Origin of the sequence: Larsenimonas salina, from assembly GCF_023736155.1 — a bacterium.
Classification (GTDB): domain Bacteria; phylum Pseudomonadota; class Gammaproteobacteria; order Pseudomonadales; family Halomonadaceae; genus Larsenimonas; species Larsenimonas salina.
This window is the reverse complement of the sequence record NZ_JAMLJJ010000004.1, coordinates 22,089-46,262: the sequence shown is the minus strand read 5'-3', so window position 1 is coordinate 46,262 and position 24,174 is coordinate 22,089. Positions and strand designations below refer to the sequence as shown.

The window sequence follows — 24,174 nt, the reverse complement described above, 5'->3', positions numbered from 1 at the left end:
GGCTGGCGCAGTCAATGACTGTCCAGCGCATCGAGTGCGCGCTTGAGCTTGCCACGCTGAAAAAGAAGCGACCAGCGACGTCCGCCGCGCTGATGCCATAAAAGAGCAAATCGAATGCCGGACAGCAGTACCGCGCGCACCCGCTCGGGCATCATGCGACTTTGCAGCAGACTGGGGTCGCCTTGAACAACGATGCGGTAGCTCAGCGTCGACAGGGTTTCCTTGTAAAGCTCCCCAAGGCTTGCCACCACGTTTTCATGGGTCAGCCCGAAGTGGTCGGCCTGACCGCGAATGCGTTCCAGGCGCTGGCCGACCTGATTCATCATTTCGGGGTGCTTTTGAAATTTCTGCATCAGCAGCACCATCGAGAAGGCGTAACGCATCACGTTGGGCGACTGTGGCGCGCGGGTGAAGGCTTCTGACAGCGTTTTGATGCCAAGTCTCAAATTGTTGTGATTACCGCCGTAGACGTCCTCGAACGTATTGGGGTCGGTATTGAGTGTAGCGGTCAGTAGCGTATGCCAGGCGCGCTCGTCGCAGTGCCCGGTCCGGGCCAGTTCGTCGGCGACGGCGGCGGCCTGGAAAACACCGGCAAGCGCCAGAGCCTGTTCTTCGGTAGTCGTCATGCCGCTTGGGTCTCGAGTTTGTACGCGCTCTGGATTACGCCACCACCGAGGCACTGCTCGCCTTGATAAAGCACGAGGGATTGGCCCGGTGTGACCGCACGTTGGGGGGCATCAAATACAACAGTTAAAGTGTTGTCGTCATGGACGCTTACGCGGCAAGGCTGGTCGGTTTGACGGTACCGAACCTTGGCGGTGGCTTCGAAGTTCTCAGAAGGCGCGTGACCTGCAACCCAGTCGATGGATTCGGTGACGATGAGCTGGGTGTACAGCAGGTCATGGTGCTTGCCTTGAACGGCAACAAGCACATTGCGTTCCAGGTCCTTGGCCGCCACGTACCACGGGTCTTCGTTGTACTTGGCGAGTCCGCCGATCCCGAGTCCCTGGCGCTGGCCGAGGGTGTAATACATCAAGCCCATGTGTTCGCCGATGCGATCACCGGTGTCGGTTTCGATAACGCCGGGCTGGGCCGGCAGGTACTGGCTTAAAAAGTCACGAAAGCGCCGCTCGCCGATGAAGCAGATACCGGTCGAGTCCTTTTTGCGAGCGGTGGCCAGACCCTGCTCTTCGGCAATGCGACGAACCTCCGGCTTTTCGAGCTCGCCCACGGGAAAGAGCGTGCGTGCGATGGCGTCACTGCCAACGGCGTGCAGAAAATAGCTTTGATCCTTGTTGGCATCGAGCCCCTTGAGCAGTGCGGCTTGGCCGCCTGCCTCGCCACGGCGGACATAGTGCCCCGTCGCGATCAGGTCCGCGCCCAGAATTTCTGCGTACTCGAGAAAGACCTTGAACTTGATTTCCTTATTGCAAAGGATGTCCGGGTTCGGCGTGCGTCCGGCCTTGTATTCGGCAAGAAAATGCTCGAAGACGTTATCCCAGTAATCGGCCGCAAAATTGGCCGTGTGCAGCGTGATGTCGAGGGTGTCGCACACGCGCTGAGCATCGGCCAAATCTTCCTTGGCAGTGCAGTACTCGGTGCCGTCGTCTTCATCCCAGTTCTTCATGAACAGCCCCTCGACCTGATACCCCTGTTCGAGCAGGAGCCAGGCCGATACGGACGAATCGACGCCGCCGGACATGCCTACGATCACTTTGGTGTGGGCCGGATGAGATGAGGAGCTAGAAGTCATGAGGCACAGATACTCTCGGGTTCGAACGCGAAGTTGGGGCGATTATACCCGATGGCGCGTACGGGCTTAACCCCTCGTCGGCGCGTAGGGCGGTTCATTGATGAGATCCAGCGGATACCGTTTGCCGGCGAGGGCGTCTTGAATGCGCCTCAAGACGAGCGGGCTTCGCAGTCGCCCTTGTTGGTGAAGGGTTTGAATGTCCTGAGGTGTAAACCAGTGTACGCCAACAATGACCGAGTCCAGCGTGTGTGTTTCAACGGCCCTTGGCGTCGCCAGAAAGCTATGGCTGTGGTAGGTAACGCCGTTTGGCGCCTCGTTGATATAAAGCCCGAGATAATGATCGATATCGATCGACCAGCCACTTTCCTCAAGCGTTTCCCGGTGAACGGCGCCGATGAGGGTTTCACCGGCCTCAAGATGCCCGGCCGGCTGATTGAAAACGGTGGGCGCGCCCTGTCGCTCCTCGACCAGAAGAAACCGGCCATCCTGCTCGATGACGGCGGCAACCGTTGTGTTGGGGCGCCAGCGAGTCATCGTTTGGGCCCTTTTTTAGGCGTGTGGGCGCCTCGTTTGGGGGTGGTTGGCATGTGCAGTGTTTCACTGCGCCAGGCGCCCGATGCGAGGCCCTTGATCGACCACGGGCCGATACGGGTTCGAACAAGGCGCAGAGTCGGATGGCCAATCGCAGCTGTCATGCGGCGAACCTGCCGGTTGCGCCCCTCGGTAATGGTGATTTCAAGCCAGGAGGTCGGGATGCTCGCCCGATGGCGGACCGGCGGGTGTCGATCGCCGACCTCGGGGGCAATCAATCGCCGGACCTTGGCTGGGCGCGTCGGCCCGTCCTTCAAAGTCACGCCGTGCTTGAGGGCTTTGAGGGCATGATCGTCGGGCTCACCTTCGACCTGAACCCAATAGGTTTTTTCCTGCTTCTGATCGGGGTGAGTGATGCGATGGTTGAGCTGACCGTCGGCTGTGAGCAGTAAAAGCCCTTCACTGTCGAAATCCAGGCGCCCGGCCGGATAGATGCCAGGCACATCGATCAGCCCGGCAAGTGTTGGTCGGCCTGAGTCGTCAGTAAACTGGCACAGTACCTGAAATGGCTTGTGTAAAAGATAAAGAGTGCTCACTGGTGCGTCCGAATGAAACGGTCCCTTGATAACGTGGTCAAACTGAGTGTTGATCCAGCTTATGTAACGTGTGGGTGTGTGATAAAACGAGCGTCAATCGCGACGAACAAGATCAAGCCTTCGATGTTTATTTCACTCAGAGCAGTTGCATCTTGCAGTGTAGGCCACCATCTTTTAGACAACGCCTGGCAGGATCGACGAATAGGTGCAGCTGAGCGTCATCGGTGCTTGTGTTCAACGATTTTGCCTCTTATGTTCAAAGAAGATACGTTCAAATGCATGACTTTAAAGTTAAGGGCGCTACCTACGCTGCCATGACGACACCCCCTACACCCGGCGGCAACGAAGAAGAGGATGTTGCAGAGCAGTTAAGTGATCCAGAGCTTAAGGAGCCACCGCTTTATAAAGTTGTGTTGCACAATGACGATTATACTCCCATGGAGTTCGTGGTTGAGGTGTTACAGACTTTTTTTGCCATGGATCATGAAAAAGCGGTTCAGATCATGCTGGCCGTCCATACCCAAGGCCAGGCGACCTGCGGAATCTACACGCGCGATGTCGCGGAAACCAAATGTCATCAGGTCAACGAATACGCTCGAGAATGTCAACATCCACTATTGTGCGATGTCGAACAGGTCGAATGAAGCGCCGAGTGCGGCAAGAAGGGGACTGCCATGTTGAGCAAAGAACTTGAACTGACCCTGAATACGGCCTTTACCGTGGCGCGCTCAAAGCGCCATGAGTTCATGACCGTGGAACACCTCCTGCTGGCATTGCTTGATAATGCCTCTGCGTCCGATGTGCTCCGAGCCTGTGGGGCCAACATCGATAAGCTCCGCACGGATTTGCAGGATTTCATCAACTCCACCACGCCGCTGATTCCTGAGGGTCAGGATGACCGTGAAACTCAACCAACGCTTGGGTTTCAACGTGTGTTGCAGCGAGCGGTATTTCACGTCCAGTCGTCTGGCAAGACTGAAGTCACTGGCGCCAACGTTCTAGTGGCCATCTTTTCCGAACAGGAAAGCCAGGCGGTCTACTTCCTCAAGCACCAGAGTGTGGCTCGCGTCGATGCGGTCAACTACCTGGCGCACGGGATTTCCAAGGTTTCCGATCAGGAACAGCCTCAGCCGGGGTCAACTGAATCCAGCGACGACGGTGAAGAAAGCGGCTCCGACAGCAGTTCACATCCGCTGAAAGGGTACGCAACCAACCTCAATGAGCAGGCGAGGCTTGGAAAGATTGATCCGTTGATTGGTCGAGATCACGAGCTTGAGCGTGTCGTGCAGATTCTTGCGCGCCGCCGCAAGAATAACCCGCTGTTGGTGGGTGAAGCTGGTGTCGGAAAAACGGCCATTGCCGAAGGGCTTGCCAAGCGCATCGTTGAAGAAGACGTGCCGGAAGTCATCGCTGATGCTGTGGTGTATTCGCTCGACATGGGCGCACTGCTTGCGGGCACGAAATACCGTGGCGACTTCGAAAAACGCTTGAAAGCCCTGCTCAATGAACTCAAGAAAGAACCAAATTCGATTCTGTTCATTGATGAGATTCATACCGTGATCGGTGCAGGTGCCGCCTCTGGCGGTGTCATGGACGCTTCGAATCTTCTGAAACCGCTATTGTCCTCTGGGGAGCTTCGTTGCCTCGGGTCGACCACGTTCCAGGAATTTCGAGGTATTTTCGAAAAAGACCGTGCACTGGCGCGACGTTTCCAGAAGGTGGATGTACTCGAGCCCTCGGTCGAGGATGCCATTCGTATCCTGAAAGGGTTGCGTGGCCGCTTCGAAGAGCACCATCAGATCAAGTACACCGATGAGTCCATCGAGACAGCCGTGCGTCTGGCGGATCGCTACATCAATGAGCGGCATTTGCCCGATAAGGCCATTGATGTCATCGACGAGGCTGGTGCGCATCAGCGTTTGCTGCCCCAGGAAGCACGCGTCGATACTATTGGCGTAGAACAGGTTGAATCGATCGTTGCCTCGATTGCGCGTATTCCGCCGAAAAGCGTCACCAGCTCCGATCGCAAGCTTCTGGCCAACATTGAGCGTGACCTCAAGATGCTGGTGTTCGGTCAGGATGAGGCCATTACGAGCCTGTCTTCCGCAATCAAGCTGTCTCGTGCGGGCTTGAGCTCACCCGATAAACCCGTAGGCAGCTTCCTGTTTGCAGGGCCTACCGGGGTGGGTAAAACGGAAGTGGCGCGTCAGTTGTCTCATCTGATGGGCATCGAGCTAGTCCGGTTTGACATGTCTGAGTATATGGAGCGCCACGCGGTATCGCGTTTGATCGGTGCCCCGCCTGGGTATGTTGGATACGATCAGGGCGGTTTGCTGACCGAGGCCGTCACGAAAACACCGCATTGTGTGCTTTTGCTCGATGAAATCGAAAAGGCGCACCCGGAAGTTTTCAACCTGCTTCTGCAGGTCATGGACCACGGTAAGCTGACGGACAACAACGGGCGTGAGGCCGATTTCCGTAACGTGATCGTGATCATGACGTCGAATGCCGGAGCCGAAGAATCGTCTCGACGTTCTATTGGTTTCCAGACCCAGGATCATCGAACCGACGCCATGGAAGTAATTCGACGCACCTTTACGCCGGAATTCCGTAACCGTCTGGATGGCATCATTCAGTTCCACGCACTTGATCTGGCCGTGGTTCGTAACGTGGTCGACAAGTTCCTGGTTGAACTGCAGGCGCAGCTCGATGAGAAACGGGTTCAGCTTGATGTGTCGGACGAAGCGCGCTCCTGGCTTGCCGAGCACGGCTATGATCCTGAAATGGGGGCGCGACCCATGGCGCGTCTGATTCAAGACAAGCTGAAAAAGCCTCTGGCAGAAATGATTCTGTTCGGAGAGCTTGCCGACCATGGCGGTACCGTTCATGTAACGGTCGACGACGAAGGGTTGAATCTATCGTCCGAGGTCGAGGTTGCCTGACGCGAAAAAAAGTAGCAGTAAACGACAAAGCGCCCTGTCATTGACGGGGCGCTTTTGCATGCTTTGAAAAAAATGTCAGGCTGCGCCCGGGGCCGGGCTTCGGCGGGGCTTAGCGGGAGCGGTAGACGATGCGGCCCTTGGACAGGTCGTAGGGAGTCAGTTCGACCTTGACCTTATCGCCGGTCAGGATGCGGATGTAGTTCTTGCGCATTTTTCCCGAAATATGAGCCGTTACAACGTGGCCATTTTCCAGTTCGACACGAAACATGGTGTTTGGCAACATGTCGACAACGACACCTTCCATTTCAATATGATCTTCGCGTGCCATGTTTGGCATTTCCTCCAGTAATTGCGTTCATAGTATAGACGCAGCAAACGCTTCATTAAATGAAGAGTATTGAATTATCGTGCGGTATTTTGCCTGATGAGATCAGGTTAGGCAAAAAAGGGGTCAGGTTTCGAGCAATTTTCTCCAGCGCCCACCGTCAAGATACTCAAGCGGCGTGAACTTTTTCTTGTACGCCATTTTGCGGCTTTGCTCTATCCAGTAGCCCAGATAGACGTAGGGGAGCCCCTGGCGTTGCGCCTCATGTATCTGCCAGAGAATGGCGTAGGTGCCAAGTGAGCGCGCTGCATACGCAGGGTCCGGTGTATAGAACGTATAGATCGCAGATAACCCATGCGACAGGCAGTCCATGGCAGCGACCGCTACAAGCACGCCACGATCGCGAAACTCGATGAATGCCGAAAAGGTATGCTCTCGCGCCAAAAAGGAACAGTACTGTTCCACTGACGGTGGAAACATATCGCCGTTGAAATGCTTTTCGCGAATGTACTGATTGTAAAGCGCGTAATGTTCGTTGGTGAACTTTGCCTCGCAAAACTGGACGGTCAGATCCTTGTTGCGACTGATGATCTTTCGCTGCGTGCGATTCGGTGAAAACTCATCGACCGGAACACGCACGGACACACATCCCTGGCAGTTGGCGCAGTGGGGCCGATACAAATGTTGGCCGCTTCGTCGAAAGCCCATCAGAGTCAGGGCGCTATACACGTCCTTGTTGATGGCGTGCTCGGGGTCCATGAACAGCGTGGTCGCTTCCTGCTCGGCCACATAGCTGCAGCTATGGGGTACCGTCAGGAAAAACCGCAGATCGTGAGGTTTGAGTGTGCGGGTAGAATCGGTCACAAGTCGTTGTCCCCTGATCGGCCACTATTGTTGTTGTGATGCCGTGGCAAGAGTTGAGAGCCAGCACGCAGGTCTTTTGGAGGGCGTGCATGAATCAAGGTATCTCAAAAACTCTGGCCGTGCGATTTGGCGTGCGCCCAGCGAGGCCAGGTGGGCGGTATGCATTTGACAGTCGATCAGTTCGAGTCCGTGTGTTTGCCCTTCCTGGGTCAAGTAGGCCAGTGCGATCTTGGAGGCATCTGGCTTGAGCGAAAACATGGATTCGCCGAAAAAACACGTTCCGAGTGCAATGCCATACAGTCCACCAACGAGGCGATCGCCGTCCCATGTCTCAATGCTTGCCGCGATGCCCAGGGTATGAAGCTGCTTGTAGGCAAGGCGCATTTCATCGGTGATCCACGTACCTTCGTTGTCATTTCGGCTTGCGGCGCATGCATCGATGACTTGATTAAACGCTGTATTTATTCGTACCTCGAAGCCTGAATTGCGAATGCGCTTGGCTAGACTGCGTCGAAGCCGAAACTCGCTGGGAAACAGGACCGTTCTAGGCGTGGGTGACCACCACAGGATCGGCTGCCCGTCACTGAACCAGGGAAAGATGCCTTGGCTATAAGCCTCTGTGAGCCAGGCCGGTGTCAGTGCACCGCCTGCGGCCAGTAGCCCATCGGGGTCATCGAGCGCTTGTTCAACCGGCGGAAATTCGATGATGTCCGAATCGAGCCATGGCAACATTGAAACCTCCAGCGTAAGAGACGCCCGGGGCGTCCTCAGTAGTTGTCGGGTGCGTCAACTATTGATAACAGTGTGTATTTATTGCAATAAACCATGTAACCGTTGGGTTGGCAAAGTGAATCAAGCCTGTGCCGTGCGCGGTTGGCTCGGTATCATGACGGTATGAAGACGTTTACGATCCGTTTGATGCATCGTGGTGTAAAGGGGGATGGCCAGGTTGAGCGCCAAGAAACGACAGCAGTCCAGTACCAATCAACGCACGTCGAGCGCGAAGACCCGGGAACGATCGGCGCGCGCACGACAAAAGGCTGAGCGACTTACAGCGCATCTGCACGGGGCAACCAAGGAAGGCATTGTCATTTTATTGCTGTTGGCCTGTGTCTTTCTGCTGTTGTCGTTTTTCAGTTATGCACAGACTGACCCCAGCTGGTCCTACAGCGGAAACGCCGACGACGTCCAGAACTGGATGGGTCACATTGGCGCCTGGCTTTCGGATGTGCTTTATAGCCTGTTTGGCCTGAGTGCTCTCTGGTGGCCGGGTATGCTGGGCTACGCTGCCTGGCGTCTGCTTCGAACGGAGCAGGCACGCATTACCTGGGATCCAACGGCGCTGGCCGCACGAGGGGCGGGGCTTCTGCTGGTGCTTTTGGCCACCTGCACGTTGAGCGCCGTTCACTTCAATACGCTGGAAGCCGATCTGCCCAATGGTGCGGGTGGCATTATCGGTACAGGGCTATCCCAGGGGCTCTACGATCTGGTCGGCCATTATGGCACCACCCTTATCGCAATCGGGTTTTTTCTAGGCGGGTTTCCGCTGTTTACCGGCTTGTCCTGGTGGACCATCATCGATGAAACCGGCAAAAAAAGCATGGCGGTCACTCGGTGGTCCCGGACAAAGCTTGGGCTTTTACAGCAGCGCGCGGCCGAGAAGCGCGAAGCGCGTCGGCTCAAACGCGAAGAGGAAGAGCTTCGTTACGCAAGCTATGCCGAGCGAGATTTCCATGAGGAACTCGAGGAAGCGTACGATCAGATTGACGAGGAAGACGAGCCGGATCTGGCGCCCACCAAGCCTTCTCTATGGCAGCGATTAATACCGCGCCGGGCTGTTCCAAATCTTTATCAGGCTGATGATGGCCACGCCGGTCCTACTCGTGACGAGGCCTTGGCCGATTCGAGTACGACGATGCACGGCGATGATCGCGCTCTGAGCGCGGCGGCAAGCGATTTTGCACAGGAGAGCGCACGAGAGGGCGAGTCCACCCGTGCAAAAGACCTCCAAGACGATATTCCCTGGGATGCGCCGCTTCAAACGCCCTCCGTGCGTCGGGGTGAGCGCGTGGAATCTGTTCACGCACGTTCCGAGAAAGAAGAGGGGCATCCCGATGTTCGCCTGACGGCAACGCGTGATGAGCGTGACACGGCGGTGTTCGACGCACCGATAACCGCACATCGTCATGATCCGGATGGCGCCGAACCGTCAGCCTCGCCGGTTTCGGTTGGCGCACGTGATTCTGACCGCGAACTCAACGCCGAGCCGCCCCGAGAGTCAGCATATACGCTTGATTCAGACCGCAGCGAAGTTGAACGCGCAGAGCCTGAATCCACAGAAGCTCGTGATGTAAAAAGCGATGCCTTCAATGCGTCGCCTGATGAGCCGAACACGTCTTCCTCGGACGCGAGCGCTTCCAGTGACGCGCCTGTCATTCGCCCTCGTCGCGAGCCTGATGCCGATGTGGCGCGCCGGCGTATTCCCGAGGCCATGCTCGCATCGGCGCCAAGCGATGCCAGAGGCAATGAGACAAGCGAGCGCACAGCGGCTGATGAGATCGAGACTGAGGCCGAGAAAGAAGAGCCGCAGGCAAAGACGGCCTCTACTTCTATGTCGCCTGAGCCAGCCCCAGTACCGCCACCCTCAGAGGTGCCCGCTCACCCCGTTGAGCCTCAAGGCGCCGCGAAGGTCGTCGACGAAGACGACTTTACGCATTTCGAGAGTGCGGTACAGGTGTCTGATGACGACGAGGCTTCCTCGATGGTTTCAATGAGTGCCTCTGACGATGAGCCCGAGTTCGCGCCGTTTTCGGTATCGAAAGACGAGGCCGATGAGCCCGGCGACCACCGAATTTCAGTCAGTGCTGCCGATGACGAGGCATCCTCGCCGTTTGAAGCCTCAGCGTCACGCGACCAAGACTTGGCTAAGCCACAGCCACAGCCACAGCCACAGCCACAGCCACAGCCACAGCCACAGCCACAGCCTTTCGAAGAAACACCTCGCGCGGTTGAGCCTGAGCGTGAACCGCTCGATGATCAGCCAACGCTTTGGACGGTCGAGCATCTTCAAAGCCAGCGGCCTACGGTCGATGGGCTGCCTGAACCGACCGGCAAGCTGCCGTCCTATCAGCTTTTGACCACACCGGACAGCCACGAGCCGACCTATACCCCCGAACAGCTTGATGACATGGCCGAGCTTCTTGAGGTAAGGCTCAAGGAGTACGGCGTCAAGGCTGAGGTGGTCGATACGTGGCCGGGCCCGGTAATCACGCGATTCGAGATTCGTCCGGCGGCAGGAGTGAAGGTTTCGAAAATCAGTAACCTTGCCAAGGATCTTGCGCGCTCTTTGATGGTCAAAAGCGTGCGCGTGGTGGAAGTGATCCCGGGGCGTCCGACGGTGGGCATCGAGATTCCGAATCCGAACCGGGCGATGATCCGGCTTCGCGAGGTCATCAATTCCGAGGTTTATACCGACGCGTCGTCGCCGGTCACCATGGCGCTGGGTCAGGATATCGGCGGCGCCTCGGTCGTGACGGATCTTAACAAGATGCCTCACGTGCTGGTGGCCGGTACCACGGGCTCGGGTAAGTCGGTCGGGGTCAATGCCATGTTGATTTCGATGCTTTTGAAGGCCACGCCTGAAGAAGTCCGCATGATCATGGTTGACCCCAAGATGCTCGAGCTGTCGGTTTACGACGGCATTCCGCATCTGCTGGCACCGGTGGTGACCGATATGAAGGAAGCCGCCAACGCGCTGCGCTGGTGCGTTGCCGAAATGGAACGGCGCTACAAACTGATGGCGGCCATGGGCGTACGTAACATTTCAGGCTTCAATGCGAAGCTTGATGAGGCGGAAGCGCATGGCGCCCAGGTCAAGGACCCCTTGTGGGAGCCGCAGCCGTGGGAAATGCACCAGACGCCGCCCACGCTTGAAAAGCTGCCCTACATCGTGGTTGTAATCGATGAATTTGCCGACATGTTCATGATCGTTGGCAAGAAAGTGGAAGAGCTGATCGCACGACTGGCGCAAAAAGCGCGCGCCGCCGGGATTCATTTGATTCTTGCCACCCAGCGCCCGTCGGTGGACGTGGTAACGGGTCTGATCAAGGCGAACATCCCGACTCGAATCGCGTTTCAGGTCTCGTCTCGAATCGACTCGCGTACGATTCTTGATCAGGGCGGCGCCGAGCACCTGCTGGGCCATGGTGACATGCTGTATCTGCCAGCCGGTGCAGGCATGCCCGTTCGTGTCCACGGCGCCTTCGTGGACGATGACGAGGTTCACCGTGTTGTCGAGGACTGGAAGCGCCGAGGCGAACCTGAGTACATCGACGAGATTCTTTCCGGCGGAGTAACGGCCGATGCGCTGACCGGGCTTGAAGCCGACGGTGACAGCGATGACGCCGAGCAGGATGCGCTGTACGACGAGGCGGTCGCGTATGTGATCGAGTCGCGCCGGGCCTCCATCTCGGCGGTTCAGCGCAAGTTAAAGATTGGCTATAACCGCGCCGCTAGACTGGTCGAGGCCATGGAAATGGCGGGCGTTGTTTCGTCGATGGGCACCAACGGCAGCCGTGAAGTACTGTCGCCACCGTCCAGCGGCCACTAAACAATACAAGGAGTGAGAGTTTGAAGCGTACTTTGACCATGGCCGCAGCAGCGGGCCTGATGATGATGTCGTCCGCCTCTTTTGCCGACGACAGCGCTGCCGAGCGTCTGACCACACTGCTCAAACCACTCAACAGCTACTCGGCGGACTTCGAGCAGCATATCGTGAACGAACAAGGCGCGAGCCAGCAGGACTCGTCAGGCCACATGTGGCTGTCCCGCCCGGGTCGGTTCCGCTGGGAGGTCAATTCCCCCTACCGCCAGGTGGTCGTATCCAATGGCCAGAAGGTCTACATGTACGACCCGGACCTGGAGCAGGTCACTATACGTCCGCTTGACGAGCGTGTGACCCATACGCCGGCGCTGTTGCTCTCGGGGCAGGCAAGTGAACTGACCGAAAACTACAGCGTGTCCAGACGCCAGCAGGGCGGCACTGAAATCTTTTCGCTGACGCCGAAATCGAACGATAGCCTGTTCGAAGGCATGGAACTCACTTTCCGTGGCGATACGCTGTCGGGGCTTGATCTTTCAGACAGCACTGGGCAGCGCACCGACATCACCTTCAGCAATCAGACGCCCAATGAGCGCATCTCGCCGGATACGTTCAATTTCAAGGTGCCGGATGGGGCTGATGTGATCCGCGAGGGGCAATGAGCGATCTGTTCGCCGATGCACCGACACCGGGTCAGCCACTGGCGGCCCGGTTGCGCCCGATGCATCTCGATGCCTACATCGGGCAGACCCACCTTCTGGGCGAGGGCAAGCCGCTAAAGCGCGCTCTCGAGCAGGATCAGCTCTATTCCATGATTCTCTGGGGGCCACCCGGCGTCGGCAAGACCACGCTTGCCCGCTTAATGGCCCACTACACACGTGCGCACTTCGAGACCTTGTCCGCCGTTTCCTCCGGGGTCAAGGAAATCCGCCAAGCCGCCGAACAGGCGCAGCAGCGTCGTTATCAAGGTTCACGCACGCTCCTGTTTGTCGATGAAGTCCACCGCTTTAACAAGGCTCAGCAGGACGCGTTTCTTCCCTGGATTGAGGAGGGCGTGTTCATCTTTGTGGGGGCGACCACTGAAAATCCGTCGTTCGAGCTCAATAATGCCCTGCTGTCCCGGGCGCGTGTTCATGTTCTTAAGGCGCTGACACAAGATGAACTGCGGCATGTGATTGACCGCGCTCTTGATGACGACCCCGATCTGGTCGCCGCAGCGGTCGAGGCGTCTGATGATGTTCGTAATGCGCTGGCTCAGGCCGCCGATGGCGACGCCCGACGTGCGCTCAATCTGCTCGAGATCAGCGTCGACATGGCGCGCAGTGAGGCCGGCGCGTCCGTCATCGATCAGTCGGTGCTCGAGGAAGTGCTCAGTGAAAGCACGCGTCGGCTCGACCGTGGCGGAGATCTTTTTTACGACCAGATTTCAGCGCTTCACAAATCGGTGCGCGGAAGCGCCCCTGACGCCGCACTTTATTGGTTTTGCCGAATGCTCGATGGCGGCGCCGACCCCTTGTACATCGCCCGTCGCGTGGTGCGCATGGCCAGCGAGGAGATCGGCAATGCCGATCCTCGAGCACTGACGCTTGCGCTCAATGCTTGGGACGTTCAGGAGCGCTTGGGCAGCCCCGAGGGTGAGCTCACTGTCGCCCAGGCCATTTTGTATCTGGCCTGTGCGCCCAAGAGCAACGCTGCCTACACCGCCTTCAATCAGGCGAAAGCGCACGTGGCGTCCACGAGCGGCTTTGACGTGCCAGCGCATCTTCGAAATGCGCCGACCAAGCTCATGAGCACACTCGGTCACGGCGAGGAGTATCGCTACGCCCACGATGAGCCGGACGCCTATGCAGCAGGGGAGCGCTACCTGCCGCCTGAGCTCTACGGTACCCGGTATTATCAGCCGGTGGATCGGGGGCTTGAAAAGCGCATTCGCGACAAGTTGGCCTGGCTTGAAACGCTTGACAGTCAAAGCCCAAGGCAGCGAACGTCTTAATTAAAAATGATGAGAAAACTCATAACACCCTGTCAGAAAGACTAACGTTAGCCGCCCCTACTAAAAGATAGGGAGCTGTCATGTAGTTTTCATTTTTTCTGGCCTAGACTGGTTCGGACGCCATTAGCCAGGAGACGCTGACATGCTTACGCAACTGCGCCGAGACCACGCCAACATGGCACGCCTGCTTCGCGTGTTATCGATGAAGCAAAAGAAATTGGCCCGCGGTGAACGTCCGGATTTTCGACTGATCAGGGAAGTGGTGGACTACATCCTCGATTATATGAGCGAATTCACAAGCCCCTTGGAAAGCCTTTGCAGTGAACACATCAAGGGATTGAATGCGTCGACCGAAGCCTTGGCAAGTGACATGGCCGATGACTACAAACGCATGTATCGCCATCTTCGCCGCTTAAGCGACGACCTCGACATGATCTTGATGGACGCGGTCATGCCGATGGATAAATTTTCAGACGACCTGAAAGCCTACCTGCAGGAACATCGAAATTACCTGAGTCGTGAGCGTCACGAACTCTTCCCGCTGATCATCGAGCAGCTCGACGAAGCCGATTACGAGCGCCTTCGTGATGCCCTGCCGGAAAACGCCCATCGTTACCTCGAAAAGCTGCAGCAGGACTACCCCGAGCTCTATCACGAGTTCAAGGAAGCGCCCGAGCCCGCCTGATGAATGCTTGAGCCCAGTGGCACTTTCACAATTAAGTGATCATAAAAAAGGCCAGCGATTCGCTGGCCTTTTTCGTGAATACGTAGCTTCGACCGCGCCCCGGGCAGGGCGCATCAGCATTCAGACGCTTAGAGTTGCTCGTAGGCGTACCCTTTGTTGCCGTAGATCGCAAGGGTCGACAGGGCCGCCGGGGCGATGATGACGTTGGAATCGATTTGATCGTCGTCAAGGCGCAGATGATTGAGGGTCTGGCCGCAGACGATCACCTTGATACCGGCATCGGTCAGTGCCTTGATCAAGCCGGTATTGGGGTTTTTCGCGCCTTCACGGGCTTCATAGGTGTCGGCATTGAAGATCGACGGTGCGGCCTTGCTATGCACGATGACCACGAAATCGAGGTGGTCGAGCGGAACGCCGGCGTCGCCGAAGATATTGACCGCACGCGCCACACGTTCCAGGCCACCATGAGGCTTGGTCGCGTCCTTGACGGGGCTGACCACATCAAAAATGACCTTGTAGGTCTTGTCGAGTTCGGGTTGTTCGGCTGCATCCGGGCGCGGGAAGGTGCCGCCGTAGTGTTCGATCAATGAATGACTGAGTTTCGGCGGCTCGTGTGAGGTGCTCGCGTGCTCGACATTCGCTGCGGCAATGATGGCCAGAACGGCCAGAACGGCCATCGCGATGATGATGGCGTATTTTTTCAGAAAGGTCATGCCTGGTCCCTGTAGTCGTGACGGTCGGTGTGCGGCAAACGCGGTGGGTTTGCCGGCGCGCTATCTTGTCACTGCTTGAAAGGCGTACTTGTGCCGTTGTGTGCAGCGCAGCGACAATAGTAGCGCGGATCGAGAACTTTCACCGCCCGGGCGTGGTCGAGGCCCGCATTTCTTTGACTTCTTACGTGACGCGATCGGAACATGGCCAATATCTTGGTGTTCGACTCCGGCATGGGCGGGTGGTCCGTGCTGGAAGCCTGCCGGGCGCACGTGCCGGGCCAGCATTGGCACTACCTCTGCGATAACGCCGCACTGCCCTATGGCACGAAGCCGGACGCCTGGCTTACCGAGCGTATTCTGGCAGTGGTCGGCACCGCCTGTGCTGAGCTTCGAGTCGAGCTGGTGGTCGTTGCCTGTAATACCGCAAGTACACTGGCGCTTGAGTTGCTCAGGGCGAGGCTTTCAGTGCCCGTGATCGGAACCGTGCCTGCGATCAAACCCGCAGCCGAGCAAGTCCACGGGAAACCGCTTGCGCTTTTGGCAACGTCTGCCACACTGTCGCGCCGCTACACCCAGACCCTGATCGAGCGCTTTGCCAGTGACTCGGTCGTGCATCTGATCAATGGCGATGCGCTGGTGTCTGAAGCCGAGGCGTTCATGGCCGGTGCCGCTGTTTCCGCACACACGTTAAAGGCCGTGCTCGCGCCCCTGCAGGCTATCGAGGATTTGCAGGGCGTTGTTCTCGGCTGTACGCATTTCCCGCTGTTAACGCCCCGACTTCGTCTGTTCCTGGATAACCACATTATCTGGTATGACAGCGGGGCCGCGATCGCCCGGCGCGTCGAGGCTTTGCTGCCGCTTTGCCCGCGCGTTGGCGCTGAACGCGTGTCGGTGTATGCAACCGACACTGAGCGCTCGACCGTAAAGGCCGTCTGTCGTCGGTCCGGTCTGGCGCCCCCGTGTGCTCTGAGGCTTTCTGAACCCTGTTTGACGTTTTTCGATTGAGGTTATTGTCCGTGCCCCTTCCCCAAGTTGATCCCGGCCGCTACGAACAGCAGCTCGCTGAAAAAGCGGCGCGCATCGAGGCCCTGTTCCAGCCGTTCGACCCGCCCGAGCTCGAGGTTTTTGCCTCCCCCGATGCTGAGTACCGGATGCGCGCCGAATTTCGGATGTGGCACGAAGGCGACGACCTGTATTACGCCATGTTCGAGGTTGACCCGCTGGACCGCAGTAACAAGACGGTCGTACGAATGGATCAATATCCGGTCGCGAGTCGACGCATCAATGAACTGATGCCGCAGCTTGTCGATGCCGTGCGCGACAATCCGGTGCTGCGGCGCAAGCTGTTTCAGGTCGAATTCCTGACCACGCTCGACGGTGAGGCGTTGATTACGCTGGTCTATCATCGAAAGCTCGAGGATGACTGGACAGAGCAGGCTCGAGCGCTCGAGCAAACCCTCGATGCCGCAATCATTGGTCGCTCTCGCAAGCAGCGCCTGGTGCTGACGCGCGATTATGTGACCGAGCACCTCACCGTCGATGGCAAGACCTTTCACTACCAGCAGGTCGAGAACAGCTTTACGCAACCCAACGCCCGCATCTGCGAGCGAATGCTTGAATGGGCGCGTTCGGTGACGACGTGTGAGCACGGCGCCGACGCAAACGGCGATCTGGTCGAGCTTTACTGCGGCAACGGCAACTTCACGGTGGCGCTTGCCGATAAGTTCAGGCGCGTGCTGGGCACTGAAATTTCGCGCACCTCGGTGGCCTCGGCCCAGGTCAATATTGCGGATAACGGGTGTGAGAACGTGTACGTGGCCCGTATGTCGAGCGAGGACTTCGCCCAGGCGCTTTCCGGTGAGAAGACCGGGCGTCGTGTCAGCGAGATGGCGCTCGATACCTATCAGTTCACCACGGTGTTAGTCGACCCCCCGCGCGCGGGCCTTGACGAGGCAAGCTGTCAGGAAATCGCCCGGTTCGAGCGCATCGTTTATATCTCCTGCAATCCCGACACCCTGCGCGATAACCTGGAGGTGCTTTCAAAAACGCACCGCATCGAACGGATGGCGCTGTTCGATCAGTTTCCCTATACCGATCACTGCGAATGTGGCGTTGCGCTGATTCGGCGCTAGAGCCCATGTCGCCTTGTTATAGGCCATGATAAATCGAATCAATGGTGGGGCTTGACGCCGGTCTGTATTAGGCTGAGGGGCATCGCGTGTTACACGCACCCACAAGCCCTATCGAGGTGACTGATGCAGCATGTCCTGGGGAAAGACAAGGAAGAGTTTTTCAAGGATCTCGAGTCGCGTATTCGGGAGCGACTCCCGGCCGACAAGGCCGAGGATGTCGTTTCCTTCGCTCGGGATTATTACGCCACCATGCCGCTCGACGATCTGTCCGAGCGGCGGATGGACGACATCTACGGTGCGACCGTCTCGCTTTGGCATTTCATTCGGGCCAACGACCCGAATGCGCCGAAGGTTCGCGTTTATAACCCGAACTTCGAAAGCCATGGCTGGCAATCGACCCATACGGTCATCGAGATTCTGCAGCACGACATGCCGTTTCTGGTCGACTCGGTACGCATTGAACTCAATCACCGCAACATCACGGTACACGCCATCCACAACGCGGTGCTCGATGTCGAGCGTGACGCGCACGGCAAGCTCGAGTCACTGACCCGGGCCACGCGCGAAGAGGCAGAAGAGGGTGTGTCGCGGGAATCGGTCATCTACATCGAGATCGACCGCCACAGCAATCACGAAACGCTTGATGATCTGGCGGAAAGCCTCGAAGCCGCGCTCGATGAAGTGCACTGCGCCGTCGATGGCTTCGGCGCCATGCGTGAGCAGGTGAACAAGGCGATCGAGGAAACGCGTGACCGCCACCCAAGCGACATCGACCAAAAAGACGCCGACGAAGCCTGTGCCTTTCTCGAGTGGCTGCTCGATGACCGGTTCACGTTCTTGGGGTATGAAGCCTATGACGTGGTGCGCGATGACCCCGATGCCCCCCACCTTGAAAAGGTTGAAGGCTCCGAGCTCGGCGTTCTGACGCTGGATAAGCCGCATTACAGCGAAGCCCCGCCCAAGGACCCGGACATCGATCAGCGAAGCGCTGAATACGTGCTGATTCCGGAGCTGGTCTCGTTTGCCAAGAGCGCCTTCCACGCCCGCATTCATCGTCCGACCTACCCCGATTACATCACCATCGAGCGCTTCGACGACCAGGGCCGGGTAATCGGTCAGCACCGTTTTCTGGGCCTTTATACGCTCTCGGTCTACAACGAATCGCCGCGCAACATTCCGGTGCTTCGCCGCAAGCTCGATACCGTCATGCGCGAAGCGGGCGTCAATCCCAAGGGCCATAACGGCAAGCAGCTTCTTCAGATTCTTGAAATCTTCCCGCGTGATGACCTGTTCCAGATGTCGGTGCCCGAGCTCTGCGAAACGGCCATGGGCATTCTGAGCATTCGCGAGCGCCGTCGAGTCCGGCTCTTTCTCCGTGAAGACCGCTTCGGCAAGTTCTATTCCTGCCTGGTGTTCGTGCCGCGTGACGTGTTCTCCACCGACCTTCGCGTCAAGATTCAGGAAATGCTGTGCGAGCACCTCGACGCCTCGTTCGGTGATTTCAATACCTACCTGTCGGAGTCGGTCCTGGCGCGCATTCAGCTGATACTGCGCTTCAATGGCGACGAGCCGGCCGAGTACGACATCAGGCAGCTCGAGCAGAAGGTGGTCGACCTGGCCCACAGCTGGCGTGACGAGCTCTATAGCGCCATGGTCGAAAGCATGGGCGAAGAGCAGGCCAACGAGATGATGGGCCTGTATCAGGATGCGTTCCCGCCGGGCTATCGCGACGACTTCAGCCCGCGCGCTGCCGTACTCGACATCAACTACATCAGTGAAGTCGAAGAGGGTGCGCCGGTCGCGATGAGCATCTATCGCCAAGCCGAGGAAGACAATCAGGGCGTCAACCTGAAGCTCTACAACAAGGCGCACCGGGTGCCGCTGTCGGACGTGCTTCCGCTGCTTGAAGACATGGGCCTTCGCGTGCTGGGCGAGCGACCCTACGGCATCGAACGCACCGATCACCCCTATTGGATTCACGATTTCGATCTCGAACGGCCCAAGGATACGCCGGTCGATCTGCACAAGATGCGCGACACCTTCAAGGATGCGTTCACCCGTGTCTGGACCGGTGAAGCCGAAAGCGACCCGTTCAATCGATTGATCATCGCCGCCGAGCTCAACTGGCGGGAAGTGGCGCTTTTGCGCGCGTACGCCCGCTATCTGAAGCAGGTGCGTTTCGGGCTGTCCCAGCTTTACATCGCCAACACCTTGACCAACTACCCGGGCATTACTCGCAAGCTGGTGGCGCTTTTTCAGGTGCGTTTCGACCCTGAAGTCGAGGACCGGGATGAAGTCTCGCTGGTCGAGGACATCGAAGGCATGCTCGACGACGTCGCAAGCCTCAACGATGACCGATTGTTCCGGCGCTATATCGAGCTGATCCAGGCCTCGCTTCGCACCAACTTCTATCAGACCACCGAGGACGGGCAGGCCAAGGATTACATCTCCTTCAAGCTTGAAACACGCAAACTGACCGATGTACCGAAACCGCGGCCGCAGTTCGAGATCTTCGTCTACTCACCGCGAATGGAAGGGGTTCACCTGCGCGGTGGCAAGGTCGCTCGTGGCGGCATGCGCTGGTCGGACCGCTTCGAGGATTTCCGTACCGAAATCCTGGGCCTAGTTAAAGCCCAGCAGGTCAAGAACGCGGTCATCGTACCGGTGGGCGCCAAGGGCGGGTTTGTCTGCAAGCGGCTGCCGGACAGTGGCGACCGCGACGCGATCCAGAAGGAAGGCATCGCCTGCTACAAGACGCTGATTCGAGGCATGCTCGACATCACCGACAACCTGGTCGATCAAAAGGTCACACCGCCCAAGCAGGTCGTGCGCCACGACGATGACGACCCGTATCTGGTTGTCGCGGCGGACAAGGGCACGGCCACGTTCTCCGACATCGCCAACTCGATCTCCGAGGAGTATGGCTTCTGGATGGGCGACGCGTTTGCCTCCGGCGGCGAGCATGGCTACGACCACAAGGCGATGGCGATCACCGCGCGTGGCGCGTGGGAATCGGTCAAGCGTCACTTCCGTGAGCTCGGGCATGACACCCAGTCCAGCCCGTTCAGCGTGCTTGGCATCGGTGATATGGCCGGCGACGTATTCGGCAACGGTATGCTGCTGTCGGATCAGATCGAGCTGGTGGCGGCGTTTAACCACCGCAACATCTTCATCGACCCGAACCCGGACGTCAGCGCCTCGTTCAAGGAGCGCAAGCGCCTGTTCGAACTGGCCCGGTCGAGCTGGGACGACTATGACACCGATCTGATCTCGGACGGCGGCGGCGTGTTCTCGCGTGACGCCAAGTCGATCACGATTACCGAAGAAATGAAGGAACGCTTTGGCATCGAGGCCGACCGGCTTTCCCCGGTGGAGCTGATCAAGGCGCTGCTCAAGGCTCAGATCGACCTGATCTGGAACGGCGGCATCGGCACCTACATCAAATCCAGCGCGGAAACGCATGCCGACGTGGGCGACAAGGCCAACGACGCGCTTCGCGTCAACGGCAACGAGCTCGGCTGTCGCGTGATCGGTGAAGGGGGCAATCTCGGCGTGACGCAGCTTGGCCGTCGTGAGGCCGCCATGCATGGTGTGCGGGTCAATACCGATTTCATCGACAACGCCGGCGGTGTGAACTGCTCTGACCATGAGGTCAACGTCAAGATTCTGCTCGATGACATCGTGGCCTCCGGCGACATGACCGACAAACAGCGCAACTCGCTGCTTGAGGACATGACGGAAGAAGTCGCGGATCTGGTCATTCTGGACAACTATCGCCAGACCCAGGCGCTGTCGCTTGCCAGCAAGATGAGCCGCGACAATCTGGCCCCGTACAAGCGCTTTATTCACGCGCTTGAACGCGAGGGCCTGCTTGATCGTGAGCTTGAAGGGCTGCCAAGTGACGAGATGCTGGATGAACGTGCGGCGCAGGAAGAGGGGCTGACCCATCCGGAGCTGTCGGTGCTGATTTCCTACGCCAAGAGCGATCTGAAAAGCGCACTCAACAAGACCGACATCGCCGAAGACCCCTACATCGAAACGTTTGTTGAGAACGCGTTCCCGGCAACGCTCAAGGAGCGCTATCCGGATCAGATGTACGCCCACCGCCTCAAGAAGGAGATCGTGGCGACGCAGGTGGCCAACGATGTGGTCGATCACATGGGCATCGCCTTCGTGCGTCGGATGATGGAAAGCACCAGCAGCGGCGCCGACGATGTGGTCAAGGCCTACGTCATGGCGCGCGATGGCTTTGAACTGCCTGAGCTGTGGGAAAGCATCGAAGCGCTCGATTATGACGTCTCCAGCGAGATCCAGTACGACGCCATGCGGGATCTGATGGAACTGGTTCGCCGGTCCACGCGCTGGTTCCTCCAGCACGGCAACAGCGGTTTGCCGGTGCAGGATGTAGTCAAGCGCACCTCCTCGAAGCTCAAGGAGCTGCGTCAGGAAGTCGGCGATCATCTGCGCGGCGACGCGCTCGAGCAGTTCGAGCAAAAACGCGAACGCTGCCTCGACAACGGTCTGCCCGAAGAAGTGGCGTCAACGATCGCGGCGATCGATCACCTTTATGCAGGGCTTGGCATCATCGAGGCCTCGCGCCAGAACGACAGCTCCCTCGATCGAGTGGCACGGGCGTACTACCTCATCGGTGAGCGGCTCGAGCTGCCCTGGATGATCGAGCAGGTCCAGAACCTCGAGGTCGAGGATGGCTGGGAAGCCCTCGCCCGCGAAGTGCTGCGTGACGACATGGATCGCCAGCAGCTGACGCTGACCAAGAGCGTGCTGAGTGCTGACGACGCGCCTGAAAACGTCGAGGAGCGGGTGAAGTACTGGATGGAGCGCCATCAGCGCCACGTCCAGCGCTGGTGTCATCTGCTCGAGGAGGTCAAGGCGGGCACCCAGCTTAACTTCGCACTGTTCGCCGTGGCGCTTCGCGCCCTGACGGCGCTGGCTGAAGACAAGTAATCTCCTGGCCCAAAGCGTGAATCGCGTTCGGTATACTGAGCGTCGGTTTACGGAGTGAACAACGGCGCTCATGTGAGCGCCGTTTTTATTGAACGGGAAAATGAGGCGGGTATGGCGGAGGTAGCGGCACTTTATATCTATCCGGTGAAGTCGATGGCGGGCGTAGCGCTTGAATCGGCCGAGCTTACCTGGGAGGGGTTGGCGCTCGACCGACGCTGGATGGTTATTTCTGAGACGTCGGGTCAGTTCATGTCCCAGCGGGTCTGTCCGGCAATGGCCACTCTCACGGCGTCCGTTGGGGGTGAGTGCCTTGTGCTTTCCGACGCCCGAGGCGAAACGGTTGAGCTTTCGACGACAGCCCATGGCCCAACGGTCGAGGCGATGCTCTTCAAGGAGCGGGTGACAGGCATCGACCAAGGCGATGAGGTAGCGCGCTGGCTGACCGAGCGGCTGGGGGCGCACAAGGGGGAAGCGCTCAGGCTCATTCGGGTGCCTGAGAACAATCAACGCCGGGTTGAGCCCGATGTTTTGAAGGCCGACGAAGTGCACCGTACCGGGTTCGCCGATGGCTTTCCCTTTCTGGTGGCGTTCGAGTCCTCGCTCGAGGCACTCAACGCGCGCATCAACGCAGAATCACCCCTTTCGATGAACCGCTTTCGGCCCAACATCGTGCTGAAGGGCGATGAGCTGGCCGCCTGGAGTGAACACGGCGTGACTGGCGTTGCCGCCTGCCACGGCCAGTACGCCCTCAGGCTTTGCAAGCCGTGCAAACGCTGCAAGATCACAACGGTTGATCAGGCGCGCGGTGTGGTTGCTGGAAAGGAACCACTCAAGACGCTCGCGACAATGGGCAACGTCGACCAGCCCGGGGCCTTTTTCGGTGAAAATGCTGTGCTCGAACACGGCGCGGGTGAGGTGATCAACGTGGGCGACGCCATTGTGCTTGATGGGGGAGGCCAGTAAGGTGTCGGCAACGTCATCTGCGGGTGTACGATAAAAACGCCAACCCTTTGGCCCGAACAGTGAGGAAGTCATGAACGTGCGTTATTTTCCATGGATGCTGGGCGCCGGCATGTGCGTATTGAGTGCGACGACACCGGTGTTTGCCGACAGTCCGGCCCTTGAGCGAACCGAGCATGCCGCGAGTCAGGTCGATGTCTCGGGCTATTTGAAACCGTCCAGTGACGCCATGAGTCAGACCATCTTTCTGGGCAATCGCCCCGTGGATCACGACTTCGACGTTGCCAAGGCCGGAGACTACCGAATCAGCAGTCAAAGCTTTCCTGGCGAAAACGGCAACTACCGTATTTCGGCGGTGCTCAAGAACGCAGAGGGCGAGGTGCTGGCCCGCGATGAGGGTTCCGATGACTCAAGCGGTTTCGACATCGCGCATCACCTGACGCCCGGCAAATATACCGTCACGGTCACCGGCAAGCGCTTTAGCCCTGCCCGTGATGGCAATCAGTCGGTCACGGTGTGGGTCCGCAACATGGCGTCAAACGATGGGCGCACTCAGGGGCTTTCCGACAGTAATCGGGTCACGCGTCTGGCGCCGGCGGCTACAGCGGCTTCGTCTGCGGCCGTGGCGTCTTCCAGTTCAATGTCTGAACGCTCTGGTGAGGCGGGCGCGCCGTCAGCAAGTGCCGCCGAGGCCGCCTCCGTTGAGCGCGAGCGCGCGAGTGCCCCTGTTCAGTCAGAAGGTGCGCAGCCTGCGAATGCCCAGGCAGAGCCCGCGCAGCGCACCATCGTTCGCGAAGTGCCGATTCGAACCAACGGCGATGTGCTCAAGTTCGAAGTCGTCAAGGCCGGTCAGGTGCACGTCGAAAGCGCCACGTTCGGCGGTTACCGTGGCACTTACCGCCTCAAGGTGCGTCTGCTCGACCAAGACGGTCGCGTGGTGGCCGAGGATGCAGGTACCGGGGGCGATGGCGATTTCGATCTGACGACCCGTCTCGAGCCCGGTGTCTATACCGTTCACGTCGAGGGCCAGAAGTACGGCTCGGCGCAATCCGGCACCAACTCCTTCACATTGCGCATTCGTCAACAAGACGCGTCCTGACAGGGCGTACCCGGGG

19 protein-coding genes are annotated in these 24,174 nt (G+C 58.4%); 11 read left to right on the top strand and 8 right to left on the bottom strand.

What is annotated here, in order from left to right:
- Positions 1-11: 11 nt before the first annotated feature.
- The 4 genes from hflD to NAT23_RS09135 form a co-directional block, all read right to left on the bottom strand.
- On the bottom strand, positions 12-626 hold the full coding sequence (gene hflD / locus NAT23_RS09150; protein ID WP_251593739.1) for a high frequency lysogenization protein HflD: 615 nt from the start codon (positions 624-626) through the stop codon (positions 12-14).
- A complete protein-coding gene (gene mnmA / locus NAT23_RS09145; protein WP_251927658.1) occupies positions 623-1,753 on the bottom strand; it encodes a tRNA 2-thiouridine(34) synthase MnmA in 1,131 nt (376 codons plus the stop codon). The genes hflD and mnmA overlap by 4 nt, the downstream gene beginning before the upstream one ends.
- A gap of 66 nt (positions 1,754-1,819) precedes the next feature.
- Entirely contained in the window at positions 1,820-2,287 is a 468-nt protein-coding gene (locus tag NAT23_RS09140; RefSeq protein WP_251927657.1) for an NUDIX hydrolase, read from the bottom strand.
- Complete coding sequence (locus NAT23_RS09135) at positions 2,284-2,880, bottom strand: pseudouridine synthase (RefSeq protein WP_251927655.1); 597 nt, start codon at positions 2,878-2,880, stop codon at positions 2,284-2,286. The genes NAT23_RS09140 and NAT23_RS09135 overlap by 4 nt, the downstream gene beginning before the upstream one ends.
- A 275-nt stretch (positions 2,881-3,155) precedes the next feature.
- On the opposite strand from NAT23_RS09135, the gene clpS reads away from it, so the two are divergent.
- Complete coding sequence (clpS, locus tag NAT23_RS09130; RefSeq protein ID WP_374708811.1) at positions 3,156-3,524, top strand: ATP-dependent Clp protease adapter ClpS; 369 nt, start codon at positions 3,156-3,158, stop codon at positions 3,522-3,524.
- A gap of 30 nt (positions 3,525-3,554) precedes the next feature.
- Entirely contained in the window at positions 3,555-5,822 is a 2,268-nt protein-coding gene (clpA, locus tag NAT23_RS09125) for an ATP-dependent Clp protease ATP-binding subunit ClpA (protein ID WP_251927650.1), read from the top strand.
- A gap of 109 nt (positions 5,823-5,931) precedes the next feature.
- Here the strand turns inward: clpA and infA are convergent, their stop codons facing one another.
- From infA to aat, 3 genes are all read right to left on the bottom strand, one after another.
- A complete protein-coding gene (infA, locus tag NAT23_RS09120; protein WP_251593728.1) occupies positions 5,932-6,150 on the bottom strand; it encodes a translation initiation factor IF-1 in 219 nt (72 codons plus the stop codon).
- 123 nt (positions 6,151-6,273) lie between these two features.
- Positions 6,274-7,011: an arginyltransferase gene (locus NAT23_RS09115; RefSeq protein WP_251927648.1), complete on the bottom strand. Its 738-nt coding sequence runs from the start codon at positions 7,009-7,011 to the stop codon at positions 6,274-6,276.
- 24 nt (positions 7,012-7,035) lie between these two features.
- Complete coding sequence (gene aat, locus NAT23_RS09110) at positions 7,036-7,743, bottom strand: leucyl/phenylalanyl-tRNA--protein transferase (protein WP_251927646.1); 708 nt, start codon at positions 7,741-7,743, stop codon at positions 7,036-7,038.
- A gap of 217 nt (positions 7,744-7,960) precedes the next feature.
- On the opposite strand from aat, the gene NAT23_RS09105 reads away from it, so the two are divergent.
- The 4 genes from NAT23_RS09105 to NAT23_RS09090 all read left to right on the top strand — a co-directional run bounded on the left by NAT23_RS09105 (position 7,961) and on the right by NAT23_RS09090 (position 14,289).
- Positions 7,961-11,620 carry a DNA translocase FtsK gene (locus NAT23_RS09105; protein WP_251927636.1) on the top strand — a complete coding sequence of 1,220 codons (3,660 nt, stop codon included), beginning with the start codon at positions 7,961-7,963 and terminating at the stop codon, positions 11,618-11,620.
- A 20-nt stretch (positions 11,621-11,640) separates the two neighbouring features.
- Positions 11,641-12,273 carry an outer membrane lipoprotein periplasmic chaperone LolA gene (gene lolA, locus NAT23_RS09100; protein WP_286010007.1) on the top strand — a complete coding sequence of 211 codons (633 nt, stop codon included), beginning with the start codon at positions 11,641-11,643 and terminating at the stop codon, positions 12,271-12,273.
- Positions 12,270-13,604 (top strand): replication-associated recombination protein A, encoded by a 1,335-nt coding sequence (locus NAT23_RS09095; protein ID WP_251927634.1) that lies wholly within the window; start codon positions 12,270-12,272, stop codon positions 13,602-13,604. The genes lolA and NAT23_RS09095 overlap by 4 nt, the downstream gene beginning before the upstream one ends.
- 142 nt (positions 13,605-13,746) lie before the next feature.
- A complete protein-coding gene (locus NAT23_RS09090) occupies positions 13,747-14,289 on the top strand; it encodes a hemerythrin domain-containing protein (RefSeq protein ID WP_251927632.1) in 543 nt (180 codons plus the stop codon).
- Positions 14,290-14,417: 128 nt separating this feature from the next.
- Here NAT23_RS09090 and NAT23_RS09085 read toward each other — a convergent pair whose 3' ends face one another.
- Entirely contained in the window at positions 14,418-15,002 is a 585-nt protein-coding gene (locus NAT23_RS09085; RefSeq protein WP_251927629.1) for a DsrE family protein, read from the bottom strand.
- A 201-nt stretch (positions 15,003-15,203) separates the two neighbouring features.
- Between NAT23_RS09085 and murI the strand changes: the two genes are divergently transcribed.
- The 5 genes from murI (at position 15,204) to NAT23_RS09060 (ending at position 24,158) form a co-directional block, all read left to right on the top strand.
- On the top strand, positions 15,204-16,007 hold the full coding sequence (gene murI / locus NAT23_RS09080; RefSeq protein ID WP_251927627.1) for a glutamate racemase: 804 nt from the start codon (positions 15,204-15,206) through the stop codon (positions 16,005-16,007).
- 11 nt (positions 16,008-16,018) lie between these two features.
- A complete protein-coding gene (trmA, locus tag NAT23_RS09075) occupies positions 16,019-17,134 on the top strand; it encodes a tRNA (uridine(54)-C5)-methyltransferase TrmA (RefSeq protein ID WP_251927625.1) in 1,116 nt (371 codons plus the stop codon).
- A 123-nt stretch (positions 17,135-17,257) separates the two neighbouring features.
- Positions 17,258-22,099, top strand: a complete 4,842-nt coding sequence (locus NAT23_RS09070; RefSeq protein ID WP_251927624.1) for an NAD-glutamate dehydrogenase — start codon at positions 17,258-17,260, stop codon at positions 22,097-22,099.
- 111 nt (positions 22,100-22,210) lie between these two features.
- Positions 22,211-23,062 carry an MOSC domain-containing protein gene (locus NAT23_RS09065; protein WP_251927622.1) on the top strand — a complete coding sequence of 284 codons (852 nt, stop codon included), beginning with the start codon at positions 22,211-22,213 and terminating at the stop codon, positions 23,060-23,062.
- 70 nt (positions 23,063-23,132) lie between these two features.
- A complete protein-coding gene (locus NAT23_RS09060) occupies positions 23,133-24,158 on the top strand; it encodes a hypothetical protein (RefSeq protein ID WP_251927620.1) in 1,026 nt (341 codons plus the stop codon).
- Positions 24,159-24,174 lie beyond the last annotated feature (16 nt).

Excerpts from the sequence above, each read along its gene's own strand:
- NAT23_RS09095 (WP_251927634.1), top strand. The coding sequence starts at position 12,270 with ATGAGCGATCTGTTCGCCGATGCACCGACACCGGGTCAGCCACTGGCG.
- mnmA (WP_251927658.1), bottom strand. The coding sequence starts at position 1,753 with ATGACTTCTAGCTCCTCATCTCATCCGGCCCACACCAAAGTGATCGTA.
- clpS (WP_374708811.1), top strand. The coding sequence starts at position 3,156 with ATGCATGACTTTAAAGTTAAGGGCGCTACCTACGCTGCCATGACGACA.
- infA (WP_251593728.1), bottom strand. The coding sequence starts at position 6,150 with ATGGCACGCGAAGATCATATTGAAATGGAAGGTGTCGTTGTCGACATG.
- clpA (WP_251927650.1), top strand. The coding sequence starts at position 3,555 with ATGTTGAGCAAAGAACTTGAACTGACCCTGAATACGGCCTTTACCGTG.
- NAT23_RS09090 (WP_251927632.1), top strand. The coding sequence starts at position 13,747 with ATGCTTACGCAACTGCGCCGAGACCACGCCAACATGGCACGCCTGCTT.
- NAT23_RS09085 (WP_251927629.1), bottom strand. The coding sequence starts at position 15,002 with ATGACCTTTCTGAAAAAATACGCCATCATCATCGCGATGGCCGTTCTG.
- NAT23_RS09140 (WP_251927657.1), bottom strand. The coding sequence starts at position 2,287 with ATGACTCGCTGGCGCCCCAACACAACGGTTGCCGCCGTCATCGAGCAG.
- NAT23_RS09060 (WP_251927620.1), top strand. The coding sequence starts at position 23,133 with ATGAACGTGCGTTATTTTCCATGGATGCTGGGCGCCGGCATGTGCGTA.
- hflD (WP_251593739.1), bottom strand. The coding sequence starts at position 626 with ATGACGACTACCGAAGAACAGGCTCTGGCGCTTGCCGGTGTTTTCCAG.
- NAT23_RS09065 (WP_251927622.1), top strand. The coding sequence starts at position 22,211 with ATGGCGGAGGTAGCGGCACTTTATATCTATCCGGTGAAGTCGATGGCG.
- murI (WP_251927627.1), top strand. The coding sequence starts at position 15,204 with ATGGCCAATATCTTGGTGTTCGACTCCGGCATGGGCGGGTGGTCCGTG.
- NAT23_RS09070 (WP_251927624.1), top strand. The coding sequence starts at position 17,258 with ATGCAGCATGTCCTGGGGAAAGACAAGGAAGAGTTTTTCAAGGATCTC.
- aat (WP_251927646.1), bottom strand. The coding sequence starts at position 7,743 with ATGTTGCCATGGCTCGATTCGGACATCATCGAATTTCCGCCGGTTGAA.